We start from the raw sequence: 25,796 nt of genomic DNA, 5'->3' as shown, positions 1-25,796 counted from the left end.
CACGATTTATTATTGACTTCGTTCCTTTTATTATCGACTTTGTATGATATATTATCGACTTTTTGAATTTATTATCGACATCGTCCACTTTTTTATCAACTTTCCTTCTCAATCACTTTTTAAGGCATGATCACAGAGCATATAAGAAAAGCTACCCTTCCTAGAAGAGTAGCTCATTCCTTATTGTGTATTCGTCTTTAACTGACTATGCGCATCCTCAATGACTTCATCCGGTGTGGTGGTTAAGAAGGACTGTCCTGCCCCTTCATCACCTGACCATTTCAAATGAATGAGAAATTCAATATTTCCATCTCCACCTGTTATAGGTGAATAAGACAATCCAGCAATATGGTAGCCTTCATTTAAGGCTAACGTCATGATTTTTTCGATAACCATTTTGTGAACGTCCGGATCACGTACGATTCCTTTTTTCCCTACTTGATTTTTACCGGCTTCGAACTGGGGCTTGATTAGAGCAACACAATCTCCACCAGGTACCAACAATGTTTTCAGTACGGGTAAAATCAAAGAAAGAGAAATAAAGGATACATCTATGGATGCAAAGCTCGGCATTTCTCCATCTAGATCACTAGGGGTGACATAGCGGAAATTCGTTCTCTCCATCACCACGACGCGCTCGTCTTGCCTGAGCTTCCAAGCTAACTGATTATAGCCTACATCAAGTGCATAGGACATCTTCGCCCCATTTTGCAACGCACAATCTGTAAATCCGCCAGTTGATGCTCCAATGTCAATCATCACTCTTTCTTTTACGTCCACTTCAAACACTTGTAGAGCTTTTTCTAACTTCAAACCACCACGGCTAACGTACGGGATCACTTTCCCCTTGACTGTCAAGGGGATGTCTTCATTCACTTTTTCACCAGGTTTGTCCAGTCTCATTTCATTGGAATAGACAAGACCTGCCATGACGGCACGTTTTGCTTTTTCTCTTGTATCAATTAATCCACGTTCTACTAGAAGTACATCTATGCGTTGTTTTTTTACTTTCATCATTTAAGCCCTTTTTTGTTTTTTTGGTGTAATTGTTAATATCCGGTCCATTACATTTTCTTTCGTCATACCTATTTCATTCAGTAATTCCTTGACACTACCGTGCTCGATGAAGTAATCAGGTATTCCGATGCGGTCGATCACCGCTTCATGATAGCCCTGTTCCTGAGCAAACTCAAGTACACCGCTACCAAATCCACCTTGAAGCACAGCTTCTTCGATCGTCAACACCGGCATTTCTTCTTCAAGAATACTCTTCAGCATAGTTTCGTCCATCGGCTTGATGAACCTTGCATTTATCACTCGTACGGAGAGCCCTTGCTTTTCAAGTTCTTCTGCTGCTTCCATCGCCATTGGAATCGTAGTACCGAATGTCAATATTGCGGCATCTTCCCCTTGCTTCAATACTTCCCATGTACCGATTGGAATGGTATTCAGAGTTGAATCCATTGGTACTCCATATCCGTTTCCACGGGGATAGCGTAATGCAATTGGTCCGTCATTATAGTGAAGGGCTGTATTGACAAGATGTTGGCCTTCATTCTCATCTTTTGGCATCATAATCACCATATTTGGTAAATGTCTTAAAAAGGCGATATCAAATACACCTTGATGGGTTTCTCCGTCTGCTCCCACTAACCCGGCACGATCAATACCGATAAAGACATTTAGGTTCTGGCGACAGATATCGTGAACCACCTGGTCATATGCTCTTTGAAGGAAAGTTGAGTAAATGGCTAAGAACGGCTTCATTTCTTGGGTAGCAAGTCCTGCTGCAACCGTTGTCGCATGCTGCTCAGCTATCCCAACGTCAAACATCCGATCTGGAAATTCCTCTGCGAATCCGAGTAATTTAGACCCAACCGGCATAGCAGGTGTAATCGCGACAATCCGCTCGTCCTCACGGGCAATCTTGCGTACCGTTTCACTTACAAGGCCACTCCAGGAAGGGGGAGTGTTCACTGGTTTAATCAGGTCCCCTGTATCGATTTTATAAGGGCCTGTACCGTGCCAAGTTCCTTTTTTGTCTGACTCAGCCGGTTGAAACCCTTTTCCTTTTTTCGTAATCACGTGTAGAAGGACCGGACCTTTGGTTTTCTTGGCATATTGAATGTTTTCGGACAAATCATTATAATCATGACCATCAATTGGTCCGAGATAAGTGAATCCTAACTCCTCAAAAAACATGCCTGAAACAAATAGATACTTCAAGCTATCTTTCACCCGCTCAGCAGTACTGGCTAATTTGCCACCAACTGCCGGAATGCGCTTGAGGATATATTCCATTTCATCCTTCACCCAATTGTACTTACCTGCGGTGCGTAAGCGTCCAAGTACGCTATGAAGGGCCCCTACATTTGGAGCGATGGACATTTCATTGTCGTTTAATATCACAATCATGTCTTTCTTTTCATGACCAATGTGGTTTAATGCTTCAAGCGCCATTCCACCCGTCAAGGCACCATCTCCGATTACAGGGATGATGAATGAATCTTCTTTTTTAACATCTCTCGCGATTGCCATACCCATGGCAGCAGACAGTGAAGTAGAGCTATGCCCCGTTTCCCATACATCGTGTTCACTTTCATTTCGCTTAGGAAACCCACATAACCCTTTGTATTGACGCAACGTGTCAAACTGACATGCACGGCCGGTTAAGATTTTATGAACGTACGATTGGTGACCAACGTCCCAAAGGATTTTATCTTTTGGACTGTTAAAATGCTTATGAAGGGCAACGGTTAATTCGACCACCCCTAAGTTTGGACCAATATGACCGCCAGTCTTTGATAGGTTCTTTATCAAAAATTGGCGAATCTCTTGACTGAGCTCTTCTAATTGTTCATTTGACATACTTTTAAGAAAAGAAGGCTCCTTAATTGATAATAAATCCATGGGGTCCACTCACTTTCATCACTAAATATTTTGTTTCTCACGTTTGTAACGTTTTTTCTTATGTTTATCTTTTTTGTCTTTTTTATCTTTGATTAACGTAATATGGAATCGGTCCTCTAGAAATTGTAGAACTTTACCAACTCTAAATATTATATCCTTAGAATAGGTGATAGCAAACGTTTTTCCAAGCGCCTTGCCTCCGACGGTCAATGATGCAATGATACTTGTTAAGGTAACGCTCACTATGTATTCTTTTAAAGACCCACCTTCGAGGTGAAAAGAAATCGCGAATTGAATCAGGACAATGGCCGAAGCCGTCCCGCTTATAATCCCTGATATATCACCGATCACATCATTACAAAAGCTTGCGAATCGGTCCGCGTTACGCACTATCTTAATCGAATATCGTGCACCGTAAACCTTCTTAGCCGCCATGGCATGAAAGGGGGTTTCATCAGCCGCAGTTGCCGCGATTCCCAACATATCAAAGAAGATCCCGATAAAGACGATGATCAAGACAACAACCAGCCCTGTAAACCACGCGACCCCATTTAATACCATGTTTGATGTAACTGAAAAAATAGCCGCTAACACAAATGTGATAACGGCAATGCTGACACTCCACTTTATTGAGTTTTTCATCGTTTCATTCATTATCGTTTTAACACACCGTTTCTACTGTGTAAATAGGTTAGTCTATGTAATTAGGGGGTCATATAAAGAGTAAAAATTGCAGCTTAGGTCCAGTAGGTTTTCCCAATCGGGTACCGGATGTTGCCATACCGGCGGTTTCCCATTAAACCCGACTTAGCCGCGTCACCACAAGCTAGACTGGATTACCACTTAGTCCGCACTATAATCCTCTTTATATGTCCGAATATGAACAGTCTAGGAGTTTTCCTCAACAGTCCTTAACGCAATCCTTAGCCTCTTTTGCAAAGAGGATTTCATATGGGCGAAAAAGCACATACCAATGGCCAACTGATGTGTACCCTGTAACCATAATCCCCTCTCTCTTCACTCAAGGCAGGCTACGCTGCTAGTGAATCATCACATCGCAGGTTCATACTTTGTTCTTATTGCATATGCTTAATGCCAGCATAAGAAACAAAGCCTCCGCGGCTCGCGGGTCAACGCCCACATGCCATTGTGGATCGCCCTCAAGCCTTACTCCCAGATATGACCCAAAGCTGGGCGCCTCAAGCCAATTCCAGGAACTTCATCGATGTGCCCTTTAGTGGATTTTTAGGCCCACCTTCAGGATTGGTGGACTGACTAGAATACTGCACCACCCCAAAATTAATTCTATTTTTATTATAACATATGTTAAATATTTTGCTCAAACAAAGAATGGGTTAATGGTTCCGGACAACTATTAATTGGGCAATTTCTGACAGGAGACTGGAGTCTACTGTCAAATGATTAAGTGAAGTTAACGCCTCGTCCAAATGGAAATGAAGCTTTTCTTTGGCTCCCTTTATCATCAGTAGTCTCGGGTATGTACTCTTATGCTTCGATTCGTCGCTCCCGACAGGCTTTCCTATCATTTCTTCAGATCCTTCAATATCCAGGATGTCATCCTGGATTTGGAAGGCTAGTCCAATATGGTATGCAAATTGTTCCAGGTATCCTAATTCTTCATCTGTAGCTTGTGAAATAATGCCGCCTGCCAACACACTGAATGTGAGTAGTTTCCCTGTCTTATGGACATGTATGTTTTCAAGTTCTTTTACTGAGAGTTGCTTATTTTCCCCTTCAATATCGGCAACTTGTCCACCGACCATGCCCTGTGGTCCAGCGCACTTAGCCAAAAGTGCTATGAGTTTTATCTTCATATTGCTTGAGAGTTCCATATCTTCTGCAATAATTTGAAAACTATACGTTAACAAACCGTCTCCTGCTAAAATCGCCATAGCCTCTCCAAACATTTTATGATTGGTAGGCTTTCCTCTTCTTAAATCGTCATCATCCATCGCCGGAAGATCATCATGAATCAAAGAATAGGTATGAATCATCTCAAGGGAAGAGGCTACATTCAATCCAAGCATCGGATTTTTGTTAAATGCTTTAATCGTAGCTAATAGAAGGATGGGGCGAATTCTCTTCCCGCCTGCTTGAAGTGAATAGGTCATGGCTTCCTTTAAGATGGAGGGCATAGATAGATTTTGTACAGTTCCCACCATATGACTGGTAATCAGTTCTCCATATTGTTGTTGAAACTCTTTCAAATCAGTGGGAGGATTCACACATTACTCCCCCTCATCCAGATCGAAGGTTTTTTCCCCTTCATCTGTCATCATTTTGGTTAATTGGTTTTCAGCTTTCTGAAGCGTATCGTGACAATATTTAGAAAGGTCCATTCCCTTTTGATAGAATTCAAGCGCTTTTTCTAACGGAACTTCTCCTTCTTCCAATTTTTCAACAATTACTTCCAGCTGATCCATCGCTGTTTCAAATGATAGTTCTTCTTTAGATTTTGCCATTATTTCCACGCTCCTCAACGGATTCAACTTCACAATGGATTTTCCCATCTCTGACATTAATCTCGACACGATCTCCTGTTTTGACCTGTTGAGATGATTTAATCAATTTCCCTTCTTCTCCGTAAACCAGGCTGTATCCCCTATCCATTATTTTCAGTGGACTTAACGCATGCATTGTGGACAGAGCTGAACTAAAACGATGGTTCTTTTCTTTCAGGACTTGTTTAAATTGCTTCTCAAGGCGTGTTTGCATAAATAAAACCCGCTCCTGTTGAAGTGTGATAATCTGTGTTGGATGAACACGTTGTAGCCTTGAATGAAGGCCTGTCAACTGATCCCGGTTTTGCTTTACATGTAAACTGATATTTCTCTGTAATTGATCAGTCAGTCGATCGACAGTTTCAATTTTTTGTTGGTACAGGTTACGAGGATTTCTTAGAGCATACGATTTTGTTAAACCATTTAAGCGTGATCGTTCACTTTGAAGCATTGTCTTAAAGGACTTTATGAGACGTAATTTACGATTCATAATTCTTTCTAACAGGTCTTCTATGTGTGGAACCGCTAATTCACCAGCGGCAGTCGGTGTTGGTGCTCTAAGGTCGGCTACAAAGTCAGCGATCGTGAAATCCGTTTCATGACCGACAGCAGAAATAACAGGAACCTTTGACTCCATAATAGCATTCGCTACGATTTCTTCGTTAAATGCCCACAATTCTTCAATTGATCCGCCTCCACGGCCAATGATCAATACATCAATATCTCCTAAGTCATTTACCTTGCTCATCGCCCCTGCAATCGAACTCGCCGCTTGATCGCCTTGGACCAAGGCTGGAAATACAAGGATCTCACCAATCGGATAACGTCGTTTAATGGTTGTAATGATATCACGTATCGCTGCACCTGTTGAAGAGGTTACGACGGCAATCCGCTTCGGGAATTTCGGGATCATCCTTTTGCGACTTTGGTCAAAATAACCTGCCTTTTCAAGCTTCTCTTTCAGCTGTTCATATGCTAAATAGAGTTCACCTATTCCATCCGGTTGCATTTCCTTTACATAAATCTGATATTGTCCACCTGACTCATATACAGATATATCCCCACGAATCAACACATTCATCCCATTTTCAGGCATAAATTTCAACGTTTGGTTGTTACTGGAAAACATAACACTCAAGATTCGGGCTTTTTCATCTTTCAAAGTGAAATACATATGCCCGCTGGAATGCCTTTTGAAGTTTGAAATTTCCCCACGTATAAATAGGTTGGATAAATGGGGATCTCTATCGAATTTTCGTTTTATGTATTTTGTCAGAGCTTGTACCGTTAAATAACGGGATTGATCGAGTTCCATGCCCAATGACTCCTTCCCCGCACTTGAAAGGTTTATTATGTAGGAAGACGGAAAGGGACCAGTGGTTAACTGAAGTCCCTTTCCGTTTTTTGTTACCTATAGTGTACTATTTTTCAACCATTTTGGCGATTCGAAAGGGCCCATTCTGCAGATTTCACTGTATTATACAATAACATTGTGATCGTCATTGGGCCTACACCACCTGGTACCGGTGTGATTTTCCCAGCTTTCTCTTTTACTTCGGGGAAATTCACATCTCCACATAGAGTACCATTTTCATCACGATTCATCCCGACATCGATTACGACGGCACCTGCTTTAATATCATCAGCACCGATCAAATTCGCTTTCCCTACCGCAGAAACGAGAATATCAGCCTGTTTTGTGTAGGAAGACATATTTTTTGTTTTAGAGTGACAGTACGTAACCGTCGCGTTCCGGTTCAGGAATAAGTGACCTGCCGGCTTTCCGACGATATTACTCCTCCCTAAAATCACAACATGTTTACCCTCAACTGGAATTTCCTCAAATTCAAGCATCTTCATGATTCCAAGTGGCGTACAGGAATAGAAAGTGTCTTGATTTGTCACCATTTTCCCGATAGAAATAGGATGAAATCCATCCACATCTTTCGAGGGAGAAATCGTTTCAATCACCGTGATCGGATTGATATGATCAGGAAGAGGAAGTTGAACGAGTATCCCGTGGATATGGCTCTGTTCATTTAACTCCACTACTTTATGAAGGAGTTCTTCCTCAGTTAGACTGGATTCATATTGATAAAGCTCTGAATGAATCCCAAGATTACTGCATGCTTTTCTCTTCATTTTCACATATGATTGGGAAGCATGGTTATCCCCTACCAGAATCACGGCCAGGCCTGGAGTAACCTCTTTTTCTTTCAGATTTACAATTTTACTCTTTAATTGTTCTCGATAATAATTTGCAATGAGTTTGCCATCAATGATTGAATCTGACATATCACTCACCCCTAACATTGTTAAGATTGACTTACCTTTGAAAGCACTCCATTAATAAACTTACTGGATTGATCATCTCCAAAGATCTTTGCAATTTCAACTGCTTCGTTAATGACGACTTTATTCGGAACATCTTCCACAAATAGGAGTTCGTACACTCCCAAACGTAAAATGTTCCGATCCACTTTCGCCAGGCGGTCAAACGACCATTTCTCCAGGTTTTCACGAATATGTCCGTCGATACGTTCCTGATTTTCCACAAATCCCAAAACAAGCTGTTGTAGATAAGCATCCATCTTCGCTTCTTCCTCTAACACGTTCGTTAAAGCAACATCAGGCTCCATCCCGCTCATATCTATTTGAAATAATGCTTGTAAGGCTTTTTCACGCGCAACTCTTCTCTTCATCTTATATTTACTCCTTTTACTCCATCAATTTTCATACCTTTGATAATAGCACAAATCAAGGGCAATACGCACGTCTATGTAAAAAAATCAATATTCTGAAAGAAAAGCGGAGGGGATTTGAAAGAGGCGACAAGCATATGGCGAACCATCCGGAAAGGCGCTTTTTGCCTTTTTGGATGGTTCGCCATATGACCTCGAGCCTCTAAGCCCCGGAGCTGGACATATAGAAAAGCGGAGCCGACTGGGTTGGCCTGACAAGCATAAGATGAATGGGCCGGGAAGGCGTTCTTTGCCTTTGCGAGAGTTTTAACGAGAGTTTATTATCGACTTATGTACACATATTATCGACTTTCCATGACATATTATCGACTTTCCGAATATATTATCGACTTTTCATGATATATTATCGACTGCTTCACTTTTATTATCGACTTTAAACCGGAAAGCAAATGAGCGATCATTTGTCACTTCTCTACGTACAAAAAAAGAACGGCCCTTAAAGGACCGTTCCCCCCATTACATTTCATCTTCAATTTCAGCTTCATACTTCTGATTTTCGAATTGAACGCCTACGATGTGAACATTGACTTCATCTGCTTCGAGCGCAGTCATGTTCAACAGGGCTTGACGAATGTTGTCTTGGATTTTTTGAGCGACTGTAGGAATGGCTACACCGAATTTCATGATGCAGTATACATCTACGATGATGCCTTCTTCTGCCAGTTCCACTTTTACACCTTTACCGTGGTTTTTCTTTCCGAGACGCTCCACTACACCTGTCGCGAAGTTTCCGCGCATTTGAGATACGCCTTCGACTTCTGAAGCAGCAATACCTGCAATTACTTCAATCACTTCAGGTGCGATTTCGATCTTCCCAAGACCATCTTTTCCGTGAGACATTTGTAAAAGGTTTTGATTTTCCGCCATGTATGGCACCTCCTGAATTCACACTAGGATTTCATTACTTCATATTTCTCTAAGAACTTCGTATTGAATTCCCCACCAACAAAGGTTTCATGTTCTAATAGTTTTAGATGGAACGGAATGGTTGTGTATACACCCTCTACCACAAATTCACTTAGAGCCCGCTTCATTCTTGCAATGGCTTCTTCCCGAGTCGCTCCATAGGTGATCACTTTCGCAATCATGCTATCGTAATACGGAGGAATCATATAACCAGGATATGCGGCTGAATCGATTCTTACGCCAATCCCGCCCGGTGGAAGGTACATTTCAATCCGTCCGGCTGAAGGCATGAAATTCTTTTCTGGGTTCTCCGCATTAATACGGCACTCAATTGCCCAACCGTCGAATGTAACTTCCTCTTGGGTAAGAGAGAGCTTTTCTCCTGAAGCCACCTTAATTTGTTCTTTAATCAAATCAACTCCTGTTACCTGTTCTGTTACAGGGTGCTCTACTTGGATACGGGTATTCATTTCCATAAAGTAGAACGATTGATTGACGTAGTCATATATGAATTCTACCGTGCCAGCACCAGTATAATCAACAGCTTTGGCTGCTTTTACTGCTGCTTCCCCCATTTTAACACGAATTTCTTCTGTTAAAGCAGGAGAGGGCGTTTCTTCTATCAGTTTTTGAAGGCGGCGCTGAATCGTGCAGTCACGCTCTCCAAGATGGATCACGTTTCCAAAGTTATCAGCCATCACCTGGATTTCAACATGTCTGAAGTCCTCGATATACTTCTCAATGTATACACCCGGGTTACCGAATGCAGTCATGGCTTCTTGTTGGGTAATGGTTACCCCTTTAACAAGCTCTTCCTCACTTTTCGCCACACGTATCCCTTTTCCACCACCACCGGCAGTGGCTTTGATAATAACAGGATATCCCATGGATTCTGCAAGCTGAACCGCATCTTCTGAATTCTTCACGATACCTTTTGAACCTGGTACGATCGGAACACCCGCTTCCCTCATGGTTTCACGGGCCACATCTTTCGTCCCCATTTTCGAGATCGCTTCAGGCGAAGGTCCGATAAAGATGATATTGCAATCACGGCAAAGATCTGCAAAGTCAGAGTTCTCTGCTAAAAATCCATAACCAGGATGAATGGCATCACAGTCTGTCAACTTTGCCACACTAATGATATTTGTGAAATTCAGATAGCTGTCTTTCGATGCTGTCGGTCCGATACAGTAAGCTTCATCTGCTAACTGCACATGAAGCGCTTCTTTGTCGGCTTCTGAAAAAACGGCTACACTTTCAATGCCTAAGTCTCGGCACGCACGGATAATACGTACGGCAATTTCTCCTCGATTGGCGATTAATACCTTTTTTATCATATCTATTTTCGCTCCTTATTCAGGTTTAACCAAGAATAATGGCTGTCCATATTCAACTAATTGACCGTCTTTTACTAAGATTTCTGCAATTTCACCTTTCACTTCAGCTTCGATCTCGTTAAAAAGTTTCATTGCTTCTACGATACATACTACAGCACTTTCATCGACTTTATCTCCGACTTTTACATATGGTCCTGTTTCCGGAGAAGAAGATTGGTAGAACGTTCCTACCATAGGGGACGTGATTTTATGTAAGTTTGAATCCTCTACTTTTGCTTGAGGAGCTTGCTTTTCCTCTGTATTTACAGCAGGTGTTGATTCCTGTACAGGTGCTTGTTGTACTGCTTGAGCGGCAGGCTTCACTTCTTCGACTGCTTGAGCCACTTGTGGTTGTGCAGACACTGTTACACCATTATTTTTCTTGAGTTTTACTTTTGAACCATCATGCTCGTATGTAAACTCATCAACACTAGACTGATCTACGAGTTTGATTATTTCGCGAATTTCTTGAATTTTCAACACTGTTGACACCCCTCTTATAGTTTAAAAAATTATGACTAGCTACTAATATCATACGATAATACCTTATATAAATTCAATATGCGTTTCCTACTATTAATTAAAGCGCATACAAACCTACCCTCTATTGTAGACCTTTTTACACAAAAAATAAAATAATAGAAAAGGATTTTTTATTTATCTGAATAAAACATATTTCCTATAGGGATTCAGCGGGTCAAATCAAGTGTGAATACACACATGGTATCTTTTAGTAAATTCACTCTAACTACATGTAAAGCAACTATTCCTTTCAACTCTGAAACAGCAACAAATCTTATGAAAAAATCGTTACTAAATAAATAAGCCGCCTAAAGGATTCCTTAGACGGCGCTTTCAGATATTAGTTTCCTGGTTGGAATTCAACCGCTACTGGCTTCATTTGCCCTACTTCACTCATCACCAGACGGATAATTTCATTTGCATCTGCTTTAGAGTGTTCTTTATCGGATTTCACTGTGATTCGAATATTTTCTCCATTCGCTCTAACCAACGCATCATCATACCCCATCGTTTTGATCATGGTTTCGAGTACGGATTCCGTCATGGCCAACTCGCGAAGGTTTTCCATCTGCTCATATGCTGCACTCTTATCTTCTGCTGATACATCAGCGTTCGCTACCTTTGCTTCGAGATCTTCACGAAGTTGTTCACGCTGATCTAATACTTCGATTCGCAATGCTTCAAACATTTCATTTCCAGCAGCATCCGTAACGACTTCCATATCTGTACCTGACATGGTTTCTTTATCCCCGTCCTTCGCTTGCTCTTTCCCATCCTTCTCTTGATACGCCATATCTGTCGCTTGTTGCGTTGGAGATGTAATGTAGTAAACTGAAAGCACGATCACTAGACTTAACATCGTTAATAACCAAACCGTTTGTTTTTTAAGTAACATCTATCATTTCCCCCTTATTGTTTGGGCAGTACCGATACCCGGTGACTTGGAACGTCTAAGGAACGGGTAACAGCCTCTATGATCCATTTTTTGATTTGTATATTATCGGCCCCTTTTGCGACAACAAGGACACCGCTCACTTTAGGTTTTTTGGTTTCTTTGACAATGGGGACTTCCTTATCACCGTTTCTCACGATGACAAGATCTTCTTCGTGAGACTTATCTTCTACCGACCGTTTCCCACCATTTTTATCTTCTTCATCGGTGGATTGAACCTGGTTGGATTCTTTCTTCTCATATATCTTGGACTCGGTTGCTTCCACATTCACGACAACATGCACATCGCTTACCCCGACAATTTGATCGAGTGCTTCTTTTAATTGATTTTCATATCGATCTTCGTACCCAATCATCGAACCATCCATTTCCTTCTGGTTCGATCCGAAAGTAGCGATTTCTTCCTGTGTTCCTCCGCTTACTGGCTCTGCAACCTCAGGACCACGATCACTGCTCCACAGATCGCTGATGAGCATAAAGGCAACACCTATAAGAAGTACAATGAGAAAGTAATGCAGCTTCTTTCCTTTTTGATTCTTGGGTGGGGAATTCGCGTTTTCCTTTGACAGCCATTCCTTCAATGCGCTTAGTGGACCTTTAGTAAAGTTCATTCGCTTTTCCTGTCCCCCCTTCAAGTGAGATGATTATTTTGTCTGGAGTAAGATTCCATTGCTTGGCAAGTAAGGAGGTCATTTGGGATGTATCCTCTCCCGGTGTTTTCTTTCTATTTTCAGCTCCCGTATCGATCTCCACGTTTTGAATCGTCTCAATCGTGGTGTTCTCTTGTTTATCCTTCACAAATACTGTTACTTCTGTGATACTCTCCGGGACATTCTCTAAGTTGTCAGCTTTTACTACAACCTTCTCAATGATCTTACTATGTTCATCCATCATCTCCTTTTCCACTTGTTGTTTCATTTGGACAGCCATCTGTTCTAAAATATATGCACGTTGTGAGGCTTGTATTTCTTTTTTCTTCATTTCTATTAAATTTTCCACTGAATTATTCTTTGAATCTCCATTTATGTCTATTGCATCAACGACTTGATCAAAATCGGTTGACATTAATTTAAATAGTGGCGTCAGAATGATGGTGATCAATAATAATCCCGTTACGATTTTGGCATATTTCTGCATATTGGAGCTTGGAAGAAGCATGTCAATGACGGTGGCCAATAGAACAAAGATAATAATATTTGTAATCCATTCGGTGAGAAATGACATGGCGGTTCTCCTCCCTCTTTATCGCATCATCATCGTAATGTTTCCTGCAGCGATAATGACCGTAATACTTAAGAAGAACATGAAAGATACTATGGCCAGGGCAGCAAACACATAGATGACACTCTTTGCGATCGTATCCAGGCATTCAATAACCGGACCTCCACCAAGGGGTTGAAGGAGGGCAGCAGCTAACTTATAAATAAACGCGATCATTAGAATTTTGATTGCCGGAAAGGCTGCAATAATCAGGACGATGGCCACTCCTGCAATACCGACTGTATTCTTTAAAAGTACAGATGCACTGATGACAGTATCCGCTGCATCTGTGAACATCCTTCCGATCACAGGAACAAAGTTCCCAGTAACAAATTTGGCCGTTCTGATCGTTATCCCATCCGTTACGGCAGCCGTTGCCCCCTGAACGGAAATCACCCCGAGAAAGACAGTCATAAAAGCTCCCAGAAGCCCGATGCTCCATGTTCTCAACAGCTGAGCGAGCTGCGTTACCTTATAGTGACTTGAAAGTGTGCTCACGATACTCAAGAGTGCCGAAAGAAATAGAAGGGGCAGGACAACATTTTGGATTAGTAAACCGCTCGTATTCATGAGGAAGATGATCACAGGATGGAAAAACGCTGCTGATACCACTCCTCCCGATGCCGCAATCAGGGCAAGCAACAGAGGGATGAGTGCGATGATGAAGTGGATCATAGTGGAGATCGCATCCCTTGTGTAATCAATTGCTACATGAAAGCTATTAAGAGCGATGATGATTAACACCATAAATATGATGCTGTAAGCCACCTTGCTGACACTTCCTCCTTCGAAAGCATTCTGTAAGGATTGAAGAAACATACTAAAGATAGTCAGCATGATCAAAGTTCCAAGGAGCTTTCCATTCATCACAAGCTCCTGGAAGGCAAATTTAAACATTCCGGTAAACCACGCTTTAAACGAAAATTCTTTGTCGCCTTTGATAAAATCTATCAAACTTCCCTTTTGACTCTCAGGAAGAAAGCCACCGTATTCATCCACAATGTTATTCCAATAACCTGTTAATTCTTCGATTCCTAATCGGTCTAATTGTTGATCAATCATGTGCTGTTGAACCTTCGAATCAGGGGGGCTCTGTCCATCCCCCTCTTCAGCCTGTCCACTAGATGCTCCTGTGAAAAAGAGAATGAATGCTATGACGAGTATACGATTTAGTTGCAACATATTTTCCACCTCATACTATTTCGCTTATCCAGTTGGAATCATTTTAATAATTGTTTCGATAATCACGGTTAAAATGGGGACGGCCATGGCCAATATGAGTATCTTCCCGGCGAGTTCTACTTTTGCTGCCAGTGCTCCCTGTCCGGCATCTTTCGTAATGTGAGATGCAAACTCTGCTATGTAAGCGATGCCGATAATTTTGAGAATGGTTTCCACATATACCATGTTTACATTGGCATTTGCAGCAAGTTTTTCAATCATATGGATGATAGTGTATATTTGATCGATCAAAAATAAAAAAATCGTACATCCGGTAAATACAATGAGCAAAAAAGCAAAATTAGGTTTCTGTTCTTTCACAATCAACGCAAGAAAAGTTGCGACCAGCGCTATCCCTACAATTTGAATGATCTCAATCGTGGACGCCCCCCTTATCCTTGATACAAGAAGACCGATTTAATCTTTTGAAACAAATCATCAACTATTGAGGCCACCATGAAAAGAATATATATAAAGCCAAATAATGTGACCCACTGGGCGTATTCTTTTTTCCCCACTTGATCTAAAATCGTATGCAAAAAGGCCACTACAATTCCTACCCCTGCGATTTTGAATATAATGTCGACATCGATTCCCATATCCGCTTCCCTCCCGGTTTCTAAACAATATTCCAGCAAGCGATTGGAGTGACCCATCCGTTCATCAAAGCAACAGAATGATTAACAGCAATCCTGATAAAAACCCTAGACTTTTAGTCATTTTTTCATATTTTCGTTGTTTTTCCACAGCTTCCGTCTCTTCCCTATCCAAATGTTTAAGTGCCAATTGAATATGCTTCTGCTGGGTCAACATATCGTGTTTACCAAGGTTTTCTCCGAATTGCTTCATGATTTCATACTCGCCTGTCTTAAAAGCCGTTAACTTCCAAATATCATTCAAGCTTTCATCCCATGCCTTTTTCACTGAAATTTCCTGCTCTGTCAATTTCTTCGAAAACGTTTCAAAAAACCAGGAGACGGGCTTTTGCAATTGCTTGGAAATTTTCCTTGTTGCTTCATGCAAAGGTGTATGGCTATAAGTGATTTCTGCTTCTAATGACTGTAGGGCCACCTTCAACAACCGAAGCTGCCTTGGTCTTTCTGTTAAATATTTAGACGCTTCAAACCCTGCCCAGGAAGTTGAAAGAAGGATAAAAACAGCACCAATTAGTTTAATCATTTATGTCACACTCACTTTTTTCAGAAGAGATTGACCATGTTCATTCCACACTTCATGGACCTTTCCAGGATCATTCCCCCTCCTCAATTCAATGAACCTCTCTATCGTGTTCAGATTTACAATGTCCTTGATCACAGGTCTTTTTCTAACCTCTTCGAAAGTGGATCCGTGGGTTGTCATCACAAGAGTGATACCTGCATTCACTGCTTCCTGAATAGCTTGACCATCTTCAATCCGTCCGATTTCATCTACAATCAGGACATCAGGACTCATGGACCGAATCAACATCATCATTCCTTCAGCCTTGGGACAAGCATCCAACACATCCACCCTAGGACCGAACATAAGCTGAGGGATCCCATTCACACAACCGGCGATTTCAGAACGCTCATCGACTATCCCCACTTTATAGGGAGGGATGTTTTTTTCAGGGACACCAGTTGAAATCATTCTGGCGAGATCCCGAAGCAAAGTCGTCTTCCCTGTCTGAGGGGATCCGATCAACATCGTCTGTTTCCACCCTTTATCATAAACATATGGAAATATGGAACCGGCTATGCCAAGCTTTTGTCTTGCAATCCGGATGTTGAAGGACGAAAGGTTCCGAATCCCCTTGACGACTCCACCTTCAAGAATTACCCTACCGGCAAGTCCCACACGATGCCCACCTTCGATCGTAATGTAGCCTCTCTTCAATTCTTCTTCTAATGTATAAAATGAATGACGGGATAATTTGTTTATGAGTTGTTCACTATCTTCCTCAGTAACGGTGTAAGAAAGAAAATAAGGTTTGCCTCTGGCCGTAACTTCCAACACTCGGCTGGTGCGTACCCTTATCTCTTCAATACAGTCAAGCAAATCATGTGGAAGGGTCAGGACTTTATCAGAAATAGTGCTAGGTAATAAGGCTATAACTTCTTGCATATAAGAACCTCCTAATCATGTTCCACTTCAGGTTGTTGACAAAGGAATGAAATCCTCTGTCCATGCTTCCCGATATTACAATGTATTCTAGTGAAATAAGATTATGACAGTAGAGTTAGAAGATTTGAGGTGAGCAAATGGGGGATGAAGAGTTGAAAAAGTGTGTAAAAATATGACTAATGGAAGATTTATGAGAGTTTCGGCAGATATACAATAACAGTGGTAGCGAATAGGAAAGATCTAAGACTCCCCACTGATCAAAAACAAAAAAAGCCTGAACGAGAGTAATCTCGCTCAGGCTTTTTAGATTAAATTATCCACGTGATACATATGATCCGTCAGTTGTATTAATGATTAATGTGTCACCTTCGTTCACGAAGAACGGTACGTTAACCACTAACCCTGTTTCAACAGTAGCGGGTTTCGATCCACCGGAAGCCGTGTCACCTTTGATTCCTGGTTCCGTTTCCGTTACTTTCAGTTCTACTGAGTTCGGTAGTTCAACTCCAAGGGTTTCTGCACCGTACATCATGATGGACACTTCCATGTTTTCCTTCAAGTATTTCAATTCATACTCGATGGAAGCTGCCGGAAGTTCGATTTGATCGTAGCTTTCGTTGTCCATGAATACATGCATGTCACCATTAGCATAAAGATACTGCATTTTACGGTTATCAATTTGAGCCTTCCCTACTTTTTCACCTGCACGGAACGTTTTTTCCTGGATTGCACCTGTACGCAGGTTACGAAGCTTAGAACGAACGAATGCCGCCCCCTTACCTGGTTTAACGTGTTGGAAATCGATTACTCGCCAAATCCCGTTATCGACTTCTATCGTTAAACCTGTACGAAAATCATTTACTGAAATCATATTTATTCCTCCTATTGTCTAGTAGGCCTTTATCAGGACTAAAATGGTAGAATGATTAGATCTTTCGTTGAGTGTGTTAGTGTTTCATTGGAATCTTCCGTTATGAGTGTATCATCTTCGATACGTACACCGCCAACACCCGGTACATAGACACCTGGTTCAACCGTTACGAGCATACCAGGCTCAAGCACCACATCAGAGCGTGAAGACAATCCTGGTCCTTCATGTACTTCAAGGCCAATTCCGTGTCCTAGCGAGTGTCCGAAATACTCCCCATAACCTTTTTCTGTTATGTAATCACGAGCGATCGCATCCGCCTCTTTGCCTGTCATGCCAGGCTTAATTTGTTCCATGGCGAGAAGCTGTGATTGGAGAACGACATCGTAGATCTCTTTCAATTTCTCACTCGGTTCCCCGACAGATAAAGTACGTGTCATATCTGAGCAATAACCTTTATAGTATGCTCCATAATCCAACGTTACAAAATCACCCTTTTCGATGACTTTATCACTTGCCACACCATGAGGCAGAGCAGAGCGTTTACCTGAGGCCACAATGATATCAAAAGAGGATGATGTTGCTCCTGCTTTTCTCATGAAGAATTCTAATTCGTTAGAAACGTCTAACTCTGTCACACCCGGCTTGATAAAATCTAATATATGCTTAAATGCTGCATCGGCAATATCTGCCGCATCCTTAATTATATTAAGCTCTTCAGATGTCTTAATCAAGCGTAACTTTTCCACTAACCCTGATACTGGAACCATTTCGGCTTCCAACACACCACGGTAGGTCTCATAGGCGCTATAGGTCATATCATTTTTTTCGAAACCAAGCTTGTTTATGCCTAGGCTCTTTGCTTGTTTCGCCACTTCTTCATGAATCGGTCCTGTATGCTGAACAATCTCATAATCAGCAGCCTGCTCTGTTGCTTGTTCAATATAACGGAAATCCGTTATGAATAAGGCTTTTTCCTTCGAAATTAGGACAACACCTGATGAACCTGTAAAATTCGTCATGTAGCGACGATTATACGTACTCGTTAATAGAATTCCGTCCAAATTGTTATGTGAAAAGGTATCTCGTAATCGTTCAATCTTCATTTAATTCCACTCCCTTAATATTCTTAATGATCGCTTGTAAAGCCAGCTCGTAACCAAACAAACCCAACCCGACGATTTGGCCGATTGTTTCAGCCGCTACCACAGACTGATGTCTGAACGCTTCACGGGCATGAATATTCGATATATGAATTTCCACAACAGGAACAGATATGGAAGCCACTGCATCTCTGATCGCATAGCTGTAATGGGTAAAGGCTCCAGGATTCAAGATGATTCCCCCATATCCTTCATCCTCTGCCTGATGGATGTGATCAATCAATTCCCCTTCGTGATTCGATTGGGCTGAAAGCAATTGAAAGCCTTCATATTCCGCTTGTTCTGCAAGCTTTTTCTCGAGCTGAGCAAGGGTGACGTGTCCATATATATCAGGTTCACGCTTCCCTAACCTATTTAAGTTCGGACCGTTTAAAAGCAAGATTTTCTTCATATGTAAACTCCTAAAAAAATAGAATGTTCATCAAGAACATTCTAACATAAACCTTTTACCTATACCTACATAATTGTCTGATAAATAGGATTTTTCAATGTGAGACTTCCCCTGATTTTTCTTTCTCATCCTGGTGTCTTAATTCGTTTTCTTCATATGAAATCGAGTATCCGATAAATACTCCATAAAGAACATACACGCAGAAGGTGGTGATCAATGTGTGATAATCAATCGCTTTAAGGGATTTAATGCTTGGAAATAGTGGATGAAGGAGCAGGAAAAATGCCAGATATAAGGCGATTCCATATGCAGCGCCGACCCACATGGATTTAAACTTTTTTAACAGACCATAATATATGAGTGCCACTCCGATTGAAATGATCCCGTAGGCAATGATGGATAGAATGACACCGATCCATCTATCTACCCAGTCGCCCACTGCCCACGGCTCAAAAATAATATTTGGCTCGATTTTGGTAAAGGAAAAGAAGTAACAAATGTAACCAATCGAACTCCAAAGCATTCCGCCAATAAAACCTGTCACTACAACCATTGCCATGAAAGAAAGTGGTTTTTCACTCTGGTTTTGTTCTAAACGGGGATTTTCTTTGCTTTCTTCCGTCCCATCCTGCACCTTTTCATGTTGTCCTTTTTGTTCGCCCATCTGTAACACCTCCATTCGTAGTATGTCCCATAGATTTAAACAATTGCATGGATTGACTAATTTTTCAGCTGACCCTCATATAAATGAAAATGAAGATGTTGAGGGAGGAAATAGGTTAATGAGCGTCTTCCCCTAGTGCTTTTCTTCAATTTTTAGTAAAATAGATAATATCTTTCAAAGTTTCAGAAAAATGATACACCTTATTCACTCAAATAAACGTATAAAATAACAGTTAATACGGTTAAAGAACACAGGAATTGTCTAAAATAATAGTATAAGTAAGATTTAAGATGGATCGTCATGTAAGGAGGTGGCTTTGTTGAACGCTCGTAATATCGTTGTTTTCACTCTAATCTTGTTGGCTATGATAGGTCTTGGAACTTCCCTGCTCGGAAATCCTCTAGGGCTTGCAAAACGATTACTTGTAACAGCAGCCGTCATCGGGATCATCTATTTTGCATACCGCAGATGGTTCAGTGGGAGACGTACTGAGAATAGTAATGAGCAAAGAGCGTTTCTTAAAGCAGCCAAGCAATCAAAGAAGCGGCATAAGAAGCAATCTCCAAGTAAGACCCGCGTATCAAACGTTTCAAAAAAACGTGCGACGCGAAAAAAATCCAATGCTAAACTAACCGTAATAGAAGGAAAAAAGAATAAAAAAAACAATCGGGCTTCTTTTTAGAAGCCCGATTGTTTTTTTTAATACGGCCATTGTTGCAAGAAAGCTTCAGCTCTCGATTTCCCGAATTGGATAAGCTCTTTTTTCTTTTCGAGCGTTAACTCGAATTCGGTTGTGAGTACCCCTTCAGTGGGGATAAAGATGATGTTTTTCTCTACCTTTCTCGAAATGTATCTGGAGTCGTGGGCATCTTTCATGGTTATAAAGAGCGCTTCGTATAAGTCAATTGCATTGTTGATTTGTTTTTTCGGTTTTTCGATTAGATCGTGACTTAATTTCACTCCTAACACAGGCCTCACATTCTGCACATTTTCCCTGTCGAATAACCAGAGGGGGAAGTTACTAAGAACTCCACCATCTACCATAAAACTGACCCCTTCTAAAGATCGTAACTTTACAGGCTCAAAAAAGTAGGGTATGCTCGCGCTCATTCTAATCGCCCTTGCAACAGGGAACGTTTCTTTCGCTATACCATACTTCTCCAGGTCATCAGGAAGCACCAATAATCTGCCGTTTGATAAATCTGAAGCTATGACACGGAGCGAATCCGGAGGGAGATCTGCAAACGTATAGATTCCTCTCGCTTTCAATTTTTCTTCCAGCCAATTTTCAAGGGCAACTCCTTTGTATAAACCTAAACGATAATACACCCGAAACCATTTTATGATGGGAATGGATATTATTGCATTAGAATCCAAAAGCTCTTTCAAATCGATACCTTCCATGATTTTTAGTATTTCACTACTTGAATAGCCTGCAGCAATAAAAGAGGCGACCACTGCTCCAGCACTAGTTCCTGCAAGCCTTTTGAACCTGTATCCCTTCTCTTCTATTGCCTGATACGCACCAATCATTGCGAGCCCCTTTATTCCTCCACCTGAAAACACGCCATCGATGTCCATAGGCTCCACTCCTTCATTGTCTATTACTACATCTTTAATTCACAATGAAGGATTTTAGAATAAAAAAATAGGAGGGGAACCCGTCCCCTCCTATCGATCTTCAATTATCATAATCCACATTTTAGCTGAGCACCACAATTTGTACAAGTGTTGCAACCACCCATATCTTTAACCGTACCTTTACGGCAAACAGGACATGTGTTTCCTACTTCAGAACCAATCGTTACGTCTGTCGAACGTACATCCTGGATTGTATCCAGCAGGACTATTGGTTTCTTTTCCGGAGATATATCGGTCTGTATTTGTTCGTGCTCTTCATCATCAAAACTGTTTTCTTCTGCCTTTAGGGTGAGGACCTGTGAATCACGGCTTCCATCAACGTACACGGTTCCCCCCTTAGCTCCACCTTTATAAAGACGTTCATACACTTTTTCTACTTGCTCAACCGTATACCCACGTGGAGCATTGACGGTTTTCGAAATCGAGCTGTCAATCCAATTCTGGATGACGCATTGAACATCCGCATGAGCTTGTGGAGCCAAACTCATGGACGAAATAAACCATTCTGGAAGATGATCGGCATCTGCTTCAGGATTTCTCGCTAAGTAATCCTCTACGATATCTGCTTTCACTTCAATAAACTTACCAAGGCGTCCACTTCTGTAATACGTAAAGGAGAAATAAGGCTCAAGTCCTGTAGATACACCAACCATCGTTCCTGTTGACCCGGTAGGTGCCACAGTTAATAGATGTGAGTTACGAATACCGTATTGTTGAATATCATTTCTGAGATCCTCAGGCATTTTATTCATAAATCCTGTTTCAACAAATGCTTTTCGCAAACGGTTCGTTTCTTCATCCGTGCTCCCAGTAAGGAATGGAAAGCTTCCTTTTTCTTTTGATAAATCAACAGAGGCACGATAAGCGGTTGTTGCGATTACTTCGAACACCTCATCTACAAGCTTGTTTCCTTCTTCAGAGCCATATTCTTTCTCACAGTAAATCAACAAGTCGGCAAGACCCATTACTCCAAGGCCCACTCGGCGTTCACCAAGAGCTTGCGTTTTGTTTTCCTCAAGGAAGTAAGGGGTCGCATCGATGACATTATCTTGCATACGAACACCTACTTCAACCGTGCGTTTCAACTTCTCGAAATCAACCGTATTCGTCTCTGTATCCGCAAACTGAGCAAGATTGACTGCTGCCAAGTTACACACAGAGTAAGGAGCAAGAGGTTGCTCGCCGCATGGGTTAGTAGCGACTACCTTTTGACCATACGCTTTGGCATTCGTCATATCATTCGCGTTATCGATGAAGAAGATACCAGGCTCTGCAGAGTATGTCGCACAAACGTTAATCAGGTTCCAAAGCTCTTTCGCTTTGATCTTACGATAAGTGCGCACTTTGTAGCCAAGCTTCTCCCACTCCCGGACATCTCCGACTTTGTGCCATTCTTCATTATAGTAATTCATCTGTTCTTTATTGTAGCTTTCAACATCAGGGAAACGGAGGTCATATACGAGGTCATTTTCCACCGCTTCCATAAAGTCGCTTGTTAAACAAACCGAAATGTTCGCACCTGTCAAGAATTCCGGATTATGAACGCTGTACGTCCCACCAGTACGGAGCTTTTCTTCCGCATTCTTAAGGATTTTCGCATCAAAACCACCATAACCCGGGATTTGTTTATAGTTTAGAATCCCTTGATACATCGCTTCCTCTTGTTCAGTCAGAGGAGTGAATTTCAATTTATCCTGCGCTGCTTTTTTAATGGTTTCATCTTCTGTGTTTTCAAGAAGATAACGCAAGATACGTGGGTTTTGCATTTTAGAAATAATGAATTCTATAATATCGGGATGCCAGTCTGTCAACATGATCATTTGTGCCCCACGTCTTGAACCGCCCTGCTCTACCAAATGAGTCAATTTGGCGATATCATCCAACCAGGACACAGAGCCTGAGGATTTCCCATTCACACCTTTTGCAAGAGTGTTACGGGGACGAAGAGTGGATCCGTTCGTTCCGACTCCCCCACCTCTACTCATGATCTCCATCACTTGCTTGCGGTGCTCTGAAATCCCTTCACGAGAATCCTGCACGAAAGGCATGACGTAACAGTTAAAATACGTTACGTCCGTCCCTGCACCGGCACCGTATAGCACCCGACCTGCTGGAACGAAATTCAGATTCACTAATTCATGATAGAACTTTTCAAACCAAACTTGTCTTTTTTCAGGAGTTTCTTCCACTGCTGCCAAGCCTGTCGCGTTACGCTTTGCAATTTGTTCGTAATAGACTTCCAAAGGTTTTTCAATTACATCAAGTGGCCTTGAGACAATTCCCGCTTCGATTTCTTCCGGTTTGTCGATGGCACTTCTGTATTCTTCCTCGATCCACACATCTGCTTTCTTGGTTTCCCAATCAATGCTTGTGATGTAACCTAATCCTCTTGCAGGGAATTTAGGATCTTCCTTGATGGTGAGAACAACAAAGTCTCCGTCAGAAAGGGTGATCTTTTCAGTGTCTTTGAAAGAATAGCGATCAATCATGACAAGACGGGATACACCTTTGTGTGTAGTAGTCATTTCTGGGGTTATAGGATGTACTTGAGGAAATAATCCAATATCCTGGTTTAATCTTTCGATGTTTACTTTCATCGTGTTTTTCGACGCAACAGTCATAAAGACAACTCCTTCTATCTCAAATGTTTCTGTATATGTTATTTACGGTGATGTTTGTTTTCAAATAATACGATACCATAGCTCAAATTGAAAAGCAATAAATAAACACAACATATTGTGTGTTAAAAATTATTCGACACACCACATATTGTGTTTCAGGTCAATAGGTCCATTGTTTGTCAAACGGATAATTAGCCAATAAAAATAGAAAACAAGAGAAAATAATAGAAAACATCCTAAACCATCACCTAATTCTATTAATTTAGACCTTGATATAAATCAAAGATACATAATAGTTGGTGAAATAGGAAAAAAGCGACAAGCATCGCTTTTTTCCTACAAAATATTTTTTTAGCGTTTATAGGTCCATTCATCGGATTCGTATCTAGTTTTCGCCAAGTCCACAACATATTGTGTCTCTTCTTCAGAAAGTTCATACGGTTCGAGGTGAATGTTCAACCCTTCTTCAAAACCTTTCTTGAAGGCTTCCTTTGCCATATCCATGTTCACTATTTCAGGACTGATTTCGTTCATAGCTACAGCCTTGCTCTTAAATGCACGCTGCATCCGCTCTTTCACTCTGTCAGATGGGTATTTAAACAGACTGAAAAGCTTATCTTCATCAAGATCCAATAGGATGGACCCATGCTGGAGAATAACTCCTTTTTGACGGGTTTGGGCACTTCCAGCTACTTTTCTTCCTTCTACGACTAACTCATACCAACTTGGTGCATCAAAACAAACTGCTGAACGGGGATTTTTTAATCCTTCTCGTTCTTCTGCAGTCTTTGGAACAGCAAAGTATGCTTCGAGTCCAAGACCTTGAAATCCTTTTAAGATCCCTTCTGAGATGACTCGATACGCTTCTGTTACGGTTTTAGGCATTTCAGGATGTTCCTCTGATACAATCACACTATACGTTAATTCATGTTCATGCAGAACCCCTCTGCCTCCGGTCGGTCTTCTCACAAAACCAAGACCGTGCTCCTTGACCGCATCCAGGTTGATTTCTTTTTCAACTTTTTGAAAGTAACCGATCGAGAGAGTAGCAGGATCCCACCCATAAAAACGAATCGTGGGAGGAATTTTCCCTTCACTATGCCAATCAAGCAGCGCCTCATCAAGGGCCATATTATAAGAAGGGGAACAATGCCCTGAATCGATGAATCTCCATGTTTCTTTTTTCATGTATTATCCCTCATTTACATCTTCTCTTTTGATATTTTATTATGTATATAATCCATTTCATTTAAGTCCGTTACTAGTCTATCAAATCCAATTCAAAAAACAAAGAAAAACAGATTGGAAAGTGTTTGCTTTTAAAATAATAAATTTGTTTTGATTCTCAAGGCTTTCATGAATATAATAGAAGATAGCGCATTTGTAGAAAGGAGCATGAATGATGGAAGGATTATATATTCTTTTGGTCGTATTAGGTGGCATTATCATTTATTCACTATTTACGTTCTTCTATCAAAAGAGAATTGTAAATACATTGAATGAAGAAGAATTTCGAGCAGGATATCGTAAAGCTCAGTTGATAGATGTTCGTGAAGCGAATGAATTTGATAACGGTCACGTACTTGGTGCACGAAATATTCCGCTCTCTCAAATTAAAATGAGACAAAAGGAAATCCGTTCTGATCAACCCGTTTATCTTTATTGCCAAAGCGGGCTTCGCAGCGGACGAGCAGCTCAAATGCTACACCGTAAAGGGTACAGAGATCTTCACCAATTGCAAGGCGGCTTTAAGAAGTGGACTGGTAAAGTCAAACATAAAAAATAGCAAAAAGGAAAAGGATTGCCATAGAGCAATCCTTTTTTTCATTGGAAAGAATGTGCATCAGATTAAAGCATCAATCGAATCTTTCCTCTCTAAGTATATCCGTACTAAAAAATCCCCATAGCGAAGAG

28 protein-coding genes are annotated in these 25,796 nt (G+C 41.3%); 2 read left to right on the top strand and 26 right to left on the bottom strand.

Annotated features, from left to right (window positions below):
• Nucleotides 1-180: 180 nt before the first annotated feature.
• The 23 genes from FGG79_RS00280 to FGG79_RS00170 all read right to left on the bottom strand — a co-directional run bounded on the left by FGG79_RS00280 (nucleotide 181) and on the right by FGG79_RS00170 (nucleotide 19,620).
• Nucleotides 181-1,014, bottom strand: a complete 834-nt coding sequence (locus tag FGG79_RS00280) for a TlyA family RNA methyltransferase (protein ID WP_138775493.1) — start codon at nucleotides 1,012-1,014, stop codon at nucleotides 181-183.
• A gap of 3 nt (nucleotides 1,015-1,017) precedes the next feature.
• A complete protein-coding gene (gene dxs, locus FGG79_RS00275) occupies nucleotides 1,018-2,910 on the bottom strand; it encodes a 1-deoxy-D-xylulose-5-phosphate synthase (protein WP_138775490.1) in 1,893 nt (630 codons plus the stop codon).
• Nucleotides 2,911-2,931: 21 nt separating this feature from the next.
• Nucleotides 2,932-3,564, bottom strand: a complete 633-nt coding sequence (locus FGG79_RS00270) for a CNNM metal transporter family protein (RefSeq protein ID WP_138775488.1) — start codon at nucleotides 3,562-3,564, stop codon at nucleotides 2,932-2,934.
• A gap of 701 nt (nucleotides 3,565-4,265) precedes the next feature.
• Entirely contained in the window at nucleotides 4,266-5,156 is an 891-nt protein-coding gene (locus FGG79_RS00265) for a polyprenyl synthetase family protein (protein ID WP_346764012.1), read from the bottom strand.
• A 3-nt stretch (nucleotides 5,157-5,159) separates the two neighbouring features.
• On the bottom strand, nucleotides 5,160-5,393 hold the full coding sequence (gene xseB, locus FGG79_RS00260; RefSeq protein ID WP_138775486.1) for an exodeoxyribonuclease VII small subunit: 234 nt from the start codon (nucleotides 5,391-5,393) through the stop codon (nucleotides 5,160-5,162).
• Nucleotides 5,380-6,747: an exodeoxyribonuclease VII large subunit gene (xseA, locus tag FGG79_RS00255; RefSeq protein WP_138775484.1), complete on the bottom strand. Its 1,368-nt coding sequence runs from the start codon at nucleotides 6,745-6,747 to the stop codon at nucleotides 5,380-5,382. Before xseA ends, xseB begins: the two co-directional genes overlap by 14 nt.
• A 113-nt stretch (nucleotides 6,748-6,860) precedes the next feature.
• Entirely contained in the window at nucleotides 6,861-7,727 is an 867-nt protein-coding gene (locus FGG79_RS00250) for a bifunctional 5,10-methylenetetrahydrofolate dehydrogenase/5,10-methenyltetrahydrofolate cyclohydrolase (protein ID WP_138775482.1), read from the bottom strand.
• Nucleotides 7,728-7,747: 20 nt separating this feature from the next.
• A complete protein-coding gene (nusB, locus tag FGG79_RS00245) occupies nucleotides 7,748-8,134 on the bottom strand; it encodes a transcription antitermination factor NusB (RefSeq protein ID WP_138775480.1) in 387 nt (128 codons plus the stop codon).
• Nucleotides 8,135-8,650: 516 nt separating this feature from the next.
• On the bottom strand, nucleotides 8,651-9,061 hold the full coding sequence (locus FGG79_RS00240) for an Asp23/Gls24 family envelope stress response protein (protein WP_138775478.1): 411 nt from the start codon (nucleotides 9,059-9,061) through the stop codon (nucleotides 8,651-8,653).
• 23 nt (nucleotides 9,062-9,084) lie between these two features.
• Nucleotides 9,085-10,437 carry an acetyl-CoA carboxylase biotin carboxylase subunit gene (gene accC, locus FGG79_RS00235; RefSeq protein ID WP_138775477.1) on the bottom strand — a complete coding sequence of 451 codons (1,353 nt, stop codon included), beginning with the start codon at nucleotides 10,435-10,437 and terminating at the stop codon, nucleotides 9,085-9,087.
• A 15-nt stretch (nucleotides 10,438-10,452) separates the two neighbouring features.
• Nucleotides 10,453-10,959 carry an acetyl-CoA carboxylase biotin carboxyl carrier protein gene (gene accB / locus FGG79_RS00230; RefSeq protein ID WP_138775475.1) on the bottom strand — a complete coding sequence of 169 codons (507 nt, stop codon included), beginning with the start codon at nucleotides 10,957-10,959 and terminating at the stop codon, nucleotides 10,453-10,455.
• 379 nt (nucleotides 10,960-11,338) lie between these two features.
• Complete coding sequence (locus FGG79_RS00225) at nucleotides 11,339-11,893, bottom strand: SpoIIIAH-like family protein (protein ID WP_138775473.1); 555 nt, start codon at nucleotides 11,891-11,893, stop codon at nucleotides 11,339-11,341.
• 14 nt (nucleotides 11,894-11,907) lie between these two features.
• A complete protein-coding gene (spoIIIAG, locus tag FGG79_RS00220; protein ID WP_138775471.1) occupies nucleotides 11,908-12,561 on the bottom strand; it encodes a stage III sporulation protein AG in 654 nt (217 codons plus the stop codon).
• Nucleotides 12,548-13,174, bottom strand: coding sequence for a stage III sporulation protein AF (spoIIIAF, locus tag FGG79_RS00215; protein WP_138775469.1), 627 nt, complete (start codon nucleotides 13,172-13,174; stop codon nucleotides 12,548-12,550). The genes spoIIIAG and spoIIIAF overlap by 14 nt, the downstream gene beginning before the upstream one ends.
• Nucleotides 13,175-13,192: 18 nt before the next feature.
• The gene (gene spoIIIAE, locus FGG79_RS00210; protein WP_138775467.1) at nucleotides 13,193-14,392 is read right to left on the bottom strand and encodes a stage III sporulation protein AE; all 1,200 of its coding nucleotides are present in this window, start codon (nucleotides 14,390-14,392) and stop codon (nucleotides 13,193-13,195) included.
• 24 nt (nucleotides 14,393-14,416) lie between these two features.
• On the bottom strand, nucleotides 14,417-14,809 hold the full coding sequence (gene spoIIIAD / locus FGG79_RS00205) for a stage III sporulation protein AD (protein WP_138775465.1): 393 nt from the start codon (nucleotides 14,807-14,809) through the stop codon (nucleotides 14,417-14,419).
• A gap of 14 nt (nucleotides 14,810-14,823) precedes the next feature.
• The gene (spoIIIAC, locus tag FGG79_RS00200; protein ID WP_034758004.1) at nucleotides 14,824-15,030 is read right to left on the bottom strand and encodes a stage III sporulation protein AC; all 207 of its coding nucleotides are present in this window, start codon (nucleotides 15,028-15,030) and stop codon (nucleotides 14,824-14,826) included.
• Between the two features lie 64 nt (nucleotides 15,031-15,094).
• The gene (gene spoIIIAB / locus FGG79_RS00195) at nucleotides 15,095-15,610 is read right to left on the bottom strand and encodes a stage III sporulation protein SpoIIIAB (protein WP_138775463.1); all 516 of its coding nucleotides are present in this window, start codon (nucleotides 15,608-15,610) and stop codon (nucleotides 15,095-15,097) included.
• Complete coding sequence (spoIIIAA, locus tag FGG79_RS00190) at nucleotides 15,611-16,534, bottom strand: stage III sporulation protein AA (RefSeq protein WP_138775461.1); 924 nt, start codon at nucleotides 16,532-16,534, stop codon at nucleotides 15,611-15,613.
• Nucleotides 16,535-16,847: 313 nt separating this feature from the next.
• Entirely contained in the window at nucleotides 16,848-17,405 is a 558-nt protein-coding gene (gene efp / locus FGG79_RS00185) for an elongation factor P (protein WP_138775459.1), read from the bottom strand.
• 38 nt (nucleotides 17,406-17,443) lie between these two features.
• Nucleotides 17,444-18,508 (bottom strand): M24 family metallopeptidase, encoded by a 1,065-nt coding sequence (locus FGG79_RS00180; RefSeq protein ID WP_138775457.1) that lies wholly within the window; start codon nucleotides 18,506-18,508, stop codon nucleotides 17,444-17,446.
• Nucleotides 18,498-18,956 (bottom strand): type II 3-dehydroquinate dehydratase, encoded by a 459-nt coding sequence (gene aroQ / locus FGG79_RS00175; RefSeq protein ID WP_138775456.1) that lies wholly within the window; start codon nucleotides 18,954-18,956, stop codon nucleotides 18,498-18,500. The genes FGG79_RS00180 and aroQ overlap by 11 nt, the downstream gene beginning before the upstream one ends.
• 94 nt (nucleotides 18,957-19,050) lie before the next feature.
• Nucleotides 19,051-19,620 (bottom strand): YqhR family membrane protein, encoded by a 570-nt coding sequence (locus FGG79_RS00170; protein WP_138775455.1) that lies wholly within the window; start codon nucleotides 19,618-19,620, stop codon nucleotides 19,051-19,053.
• 319 nt (nucleotides 19,621-19,939) lie between these two features.
• Between FGG79_RS00170 and FGG79_RS00165 the strand changes: the two genes are divergently transcribed.
• Entirely contained in the window at nucleotides 19,940-20,302 is a 363-nt protein-coding gene (locus FGG79_RS00165; protein ID WP_240794165.1) for an SA1362 family protein, read from the top strand.
• Nucleotides 20,303-20,319: 17 nt separating this feature from the next.
• Here the strand turns inward: FGG79_RS00165 and FGG79_RS00160 are convergent, their stop codons facing one another.
• From FGG79_RS00160 to FGG79_RS00150, 3 genes are all read right to left on the bottom strand, one after another.
• A complete protein-coding gene (locus FGG79_RS00160; protein WP_138775454.1) occupies nucleotides 20,320-21,201 on the bottom strand; it encodes a patatin-like phospholipase family protein in 882 nt (293 codons plus the stop codon).
• Nucleotides 21,202-21,308: 107 nt separating this feature from the next.
• The gene (locus FGG79_RS00155) at nucleotides 21,309-23,882 is read right to left on the bottom strand and encodes a vitamin B12-dependent ribonucleotide reductase (protein WP_138775453.1); all 2,574 of its coding nucleotides are present in this window, start codon (nucleotides 23,880-23,882) and stop codon (nucleotides 21,309-21,311) included.
• Between the two features lie 351 nt (nucleotides 23,883-24,233).
• Nucleotides 24,234-25,070 carry a lipoate--protein ligase family protein gene (locus FGG79_RS00150; RefSeq protein ID WP_138775452.1) on the bottom strand — a complete coding sequence of 279 codons (837 nt, stop codon included), beginning with the start codon at nucleotides 25,068-25,070 and terminating at the stop codon, nucleotides 24,234-24,236.
• A 214-nt stretch (nucleotides 25,071-25,284) separates the two neighbouring features.
• Between FGG79_RS00150 and FGG79_RS00145 the strand changes: the two genes are divergently transcribed.
• Entirely contained in the window at nucleotides 25,285-25,668 is a 384-nt protein-coding gene (locus tag FGG79_RS00145; RefSeq protein WP_138775451.1) for a rhodanese-like domain-containing protein, read from the top strand.
• Nucleotides 25,669-25,796: the final 128 nt, after the last annotated feature.

This window comes from Bacillus sp. BHET2 (assembly GCF_005938125.1).
Lineage (GTDB): Bacteria > Bacillota > Bacilli > Bacillales > Bacillaceae_B > Rossellomorea.
The sequence above is the reverse complement of the archived record's forward strand: the minus strand, read 5'-3'. Positions and strand labels throughout refer to the sequence as shown.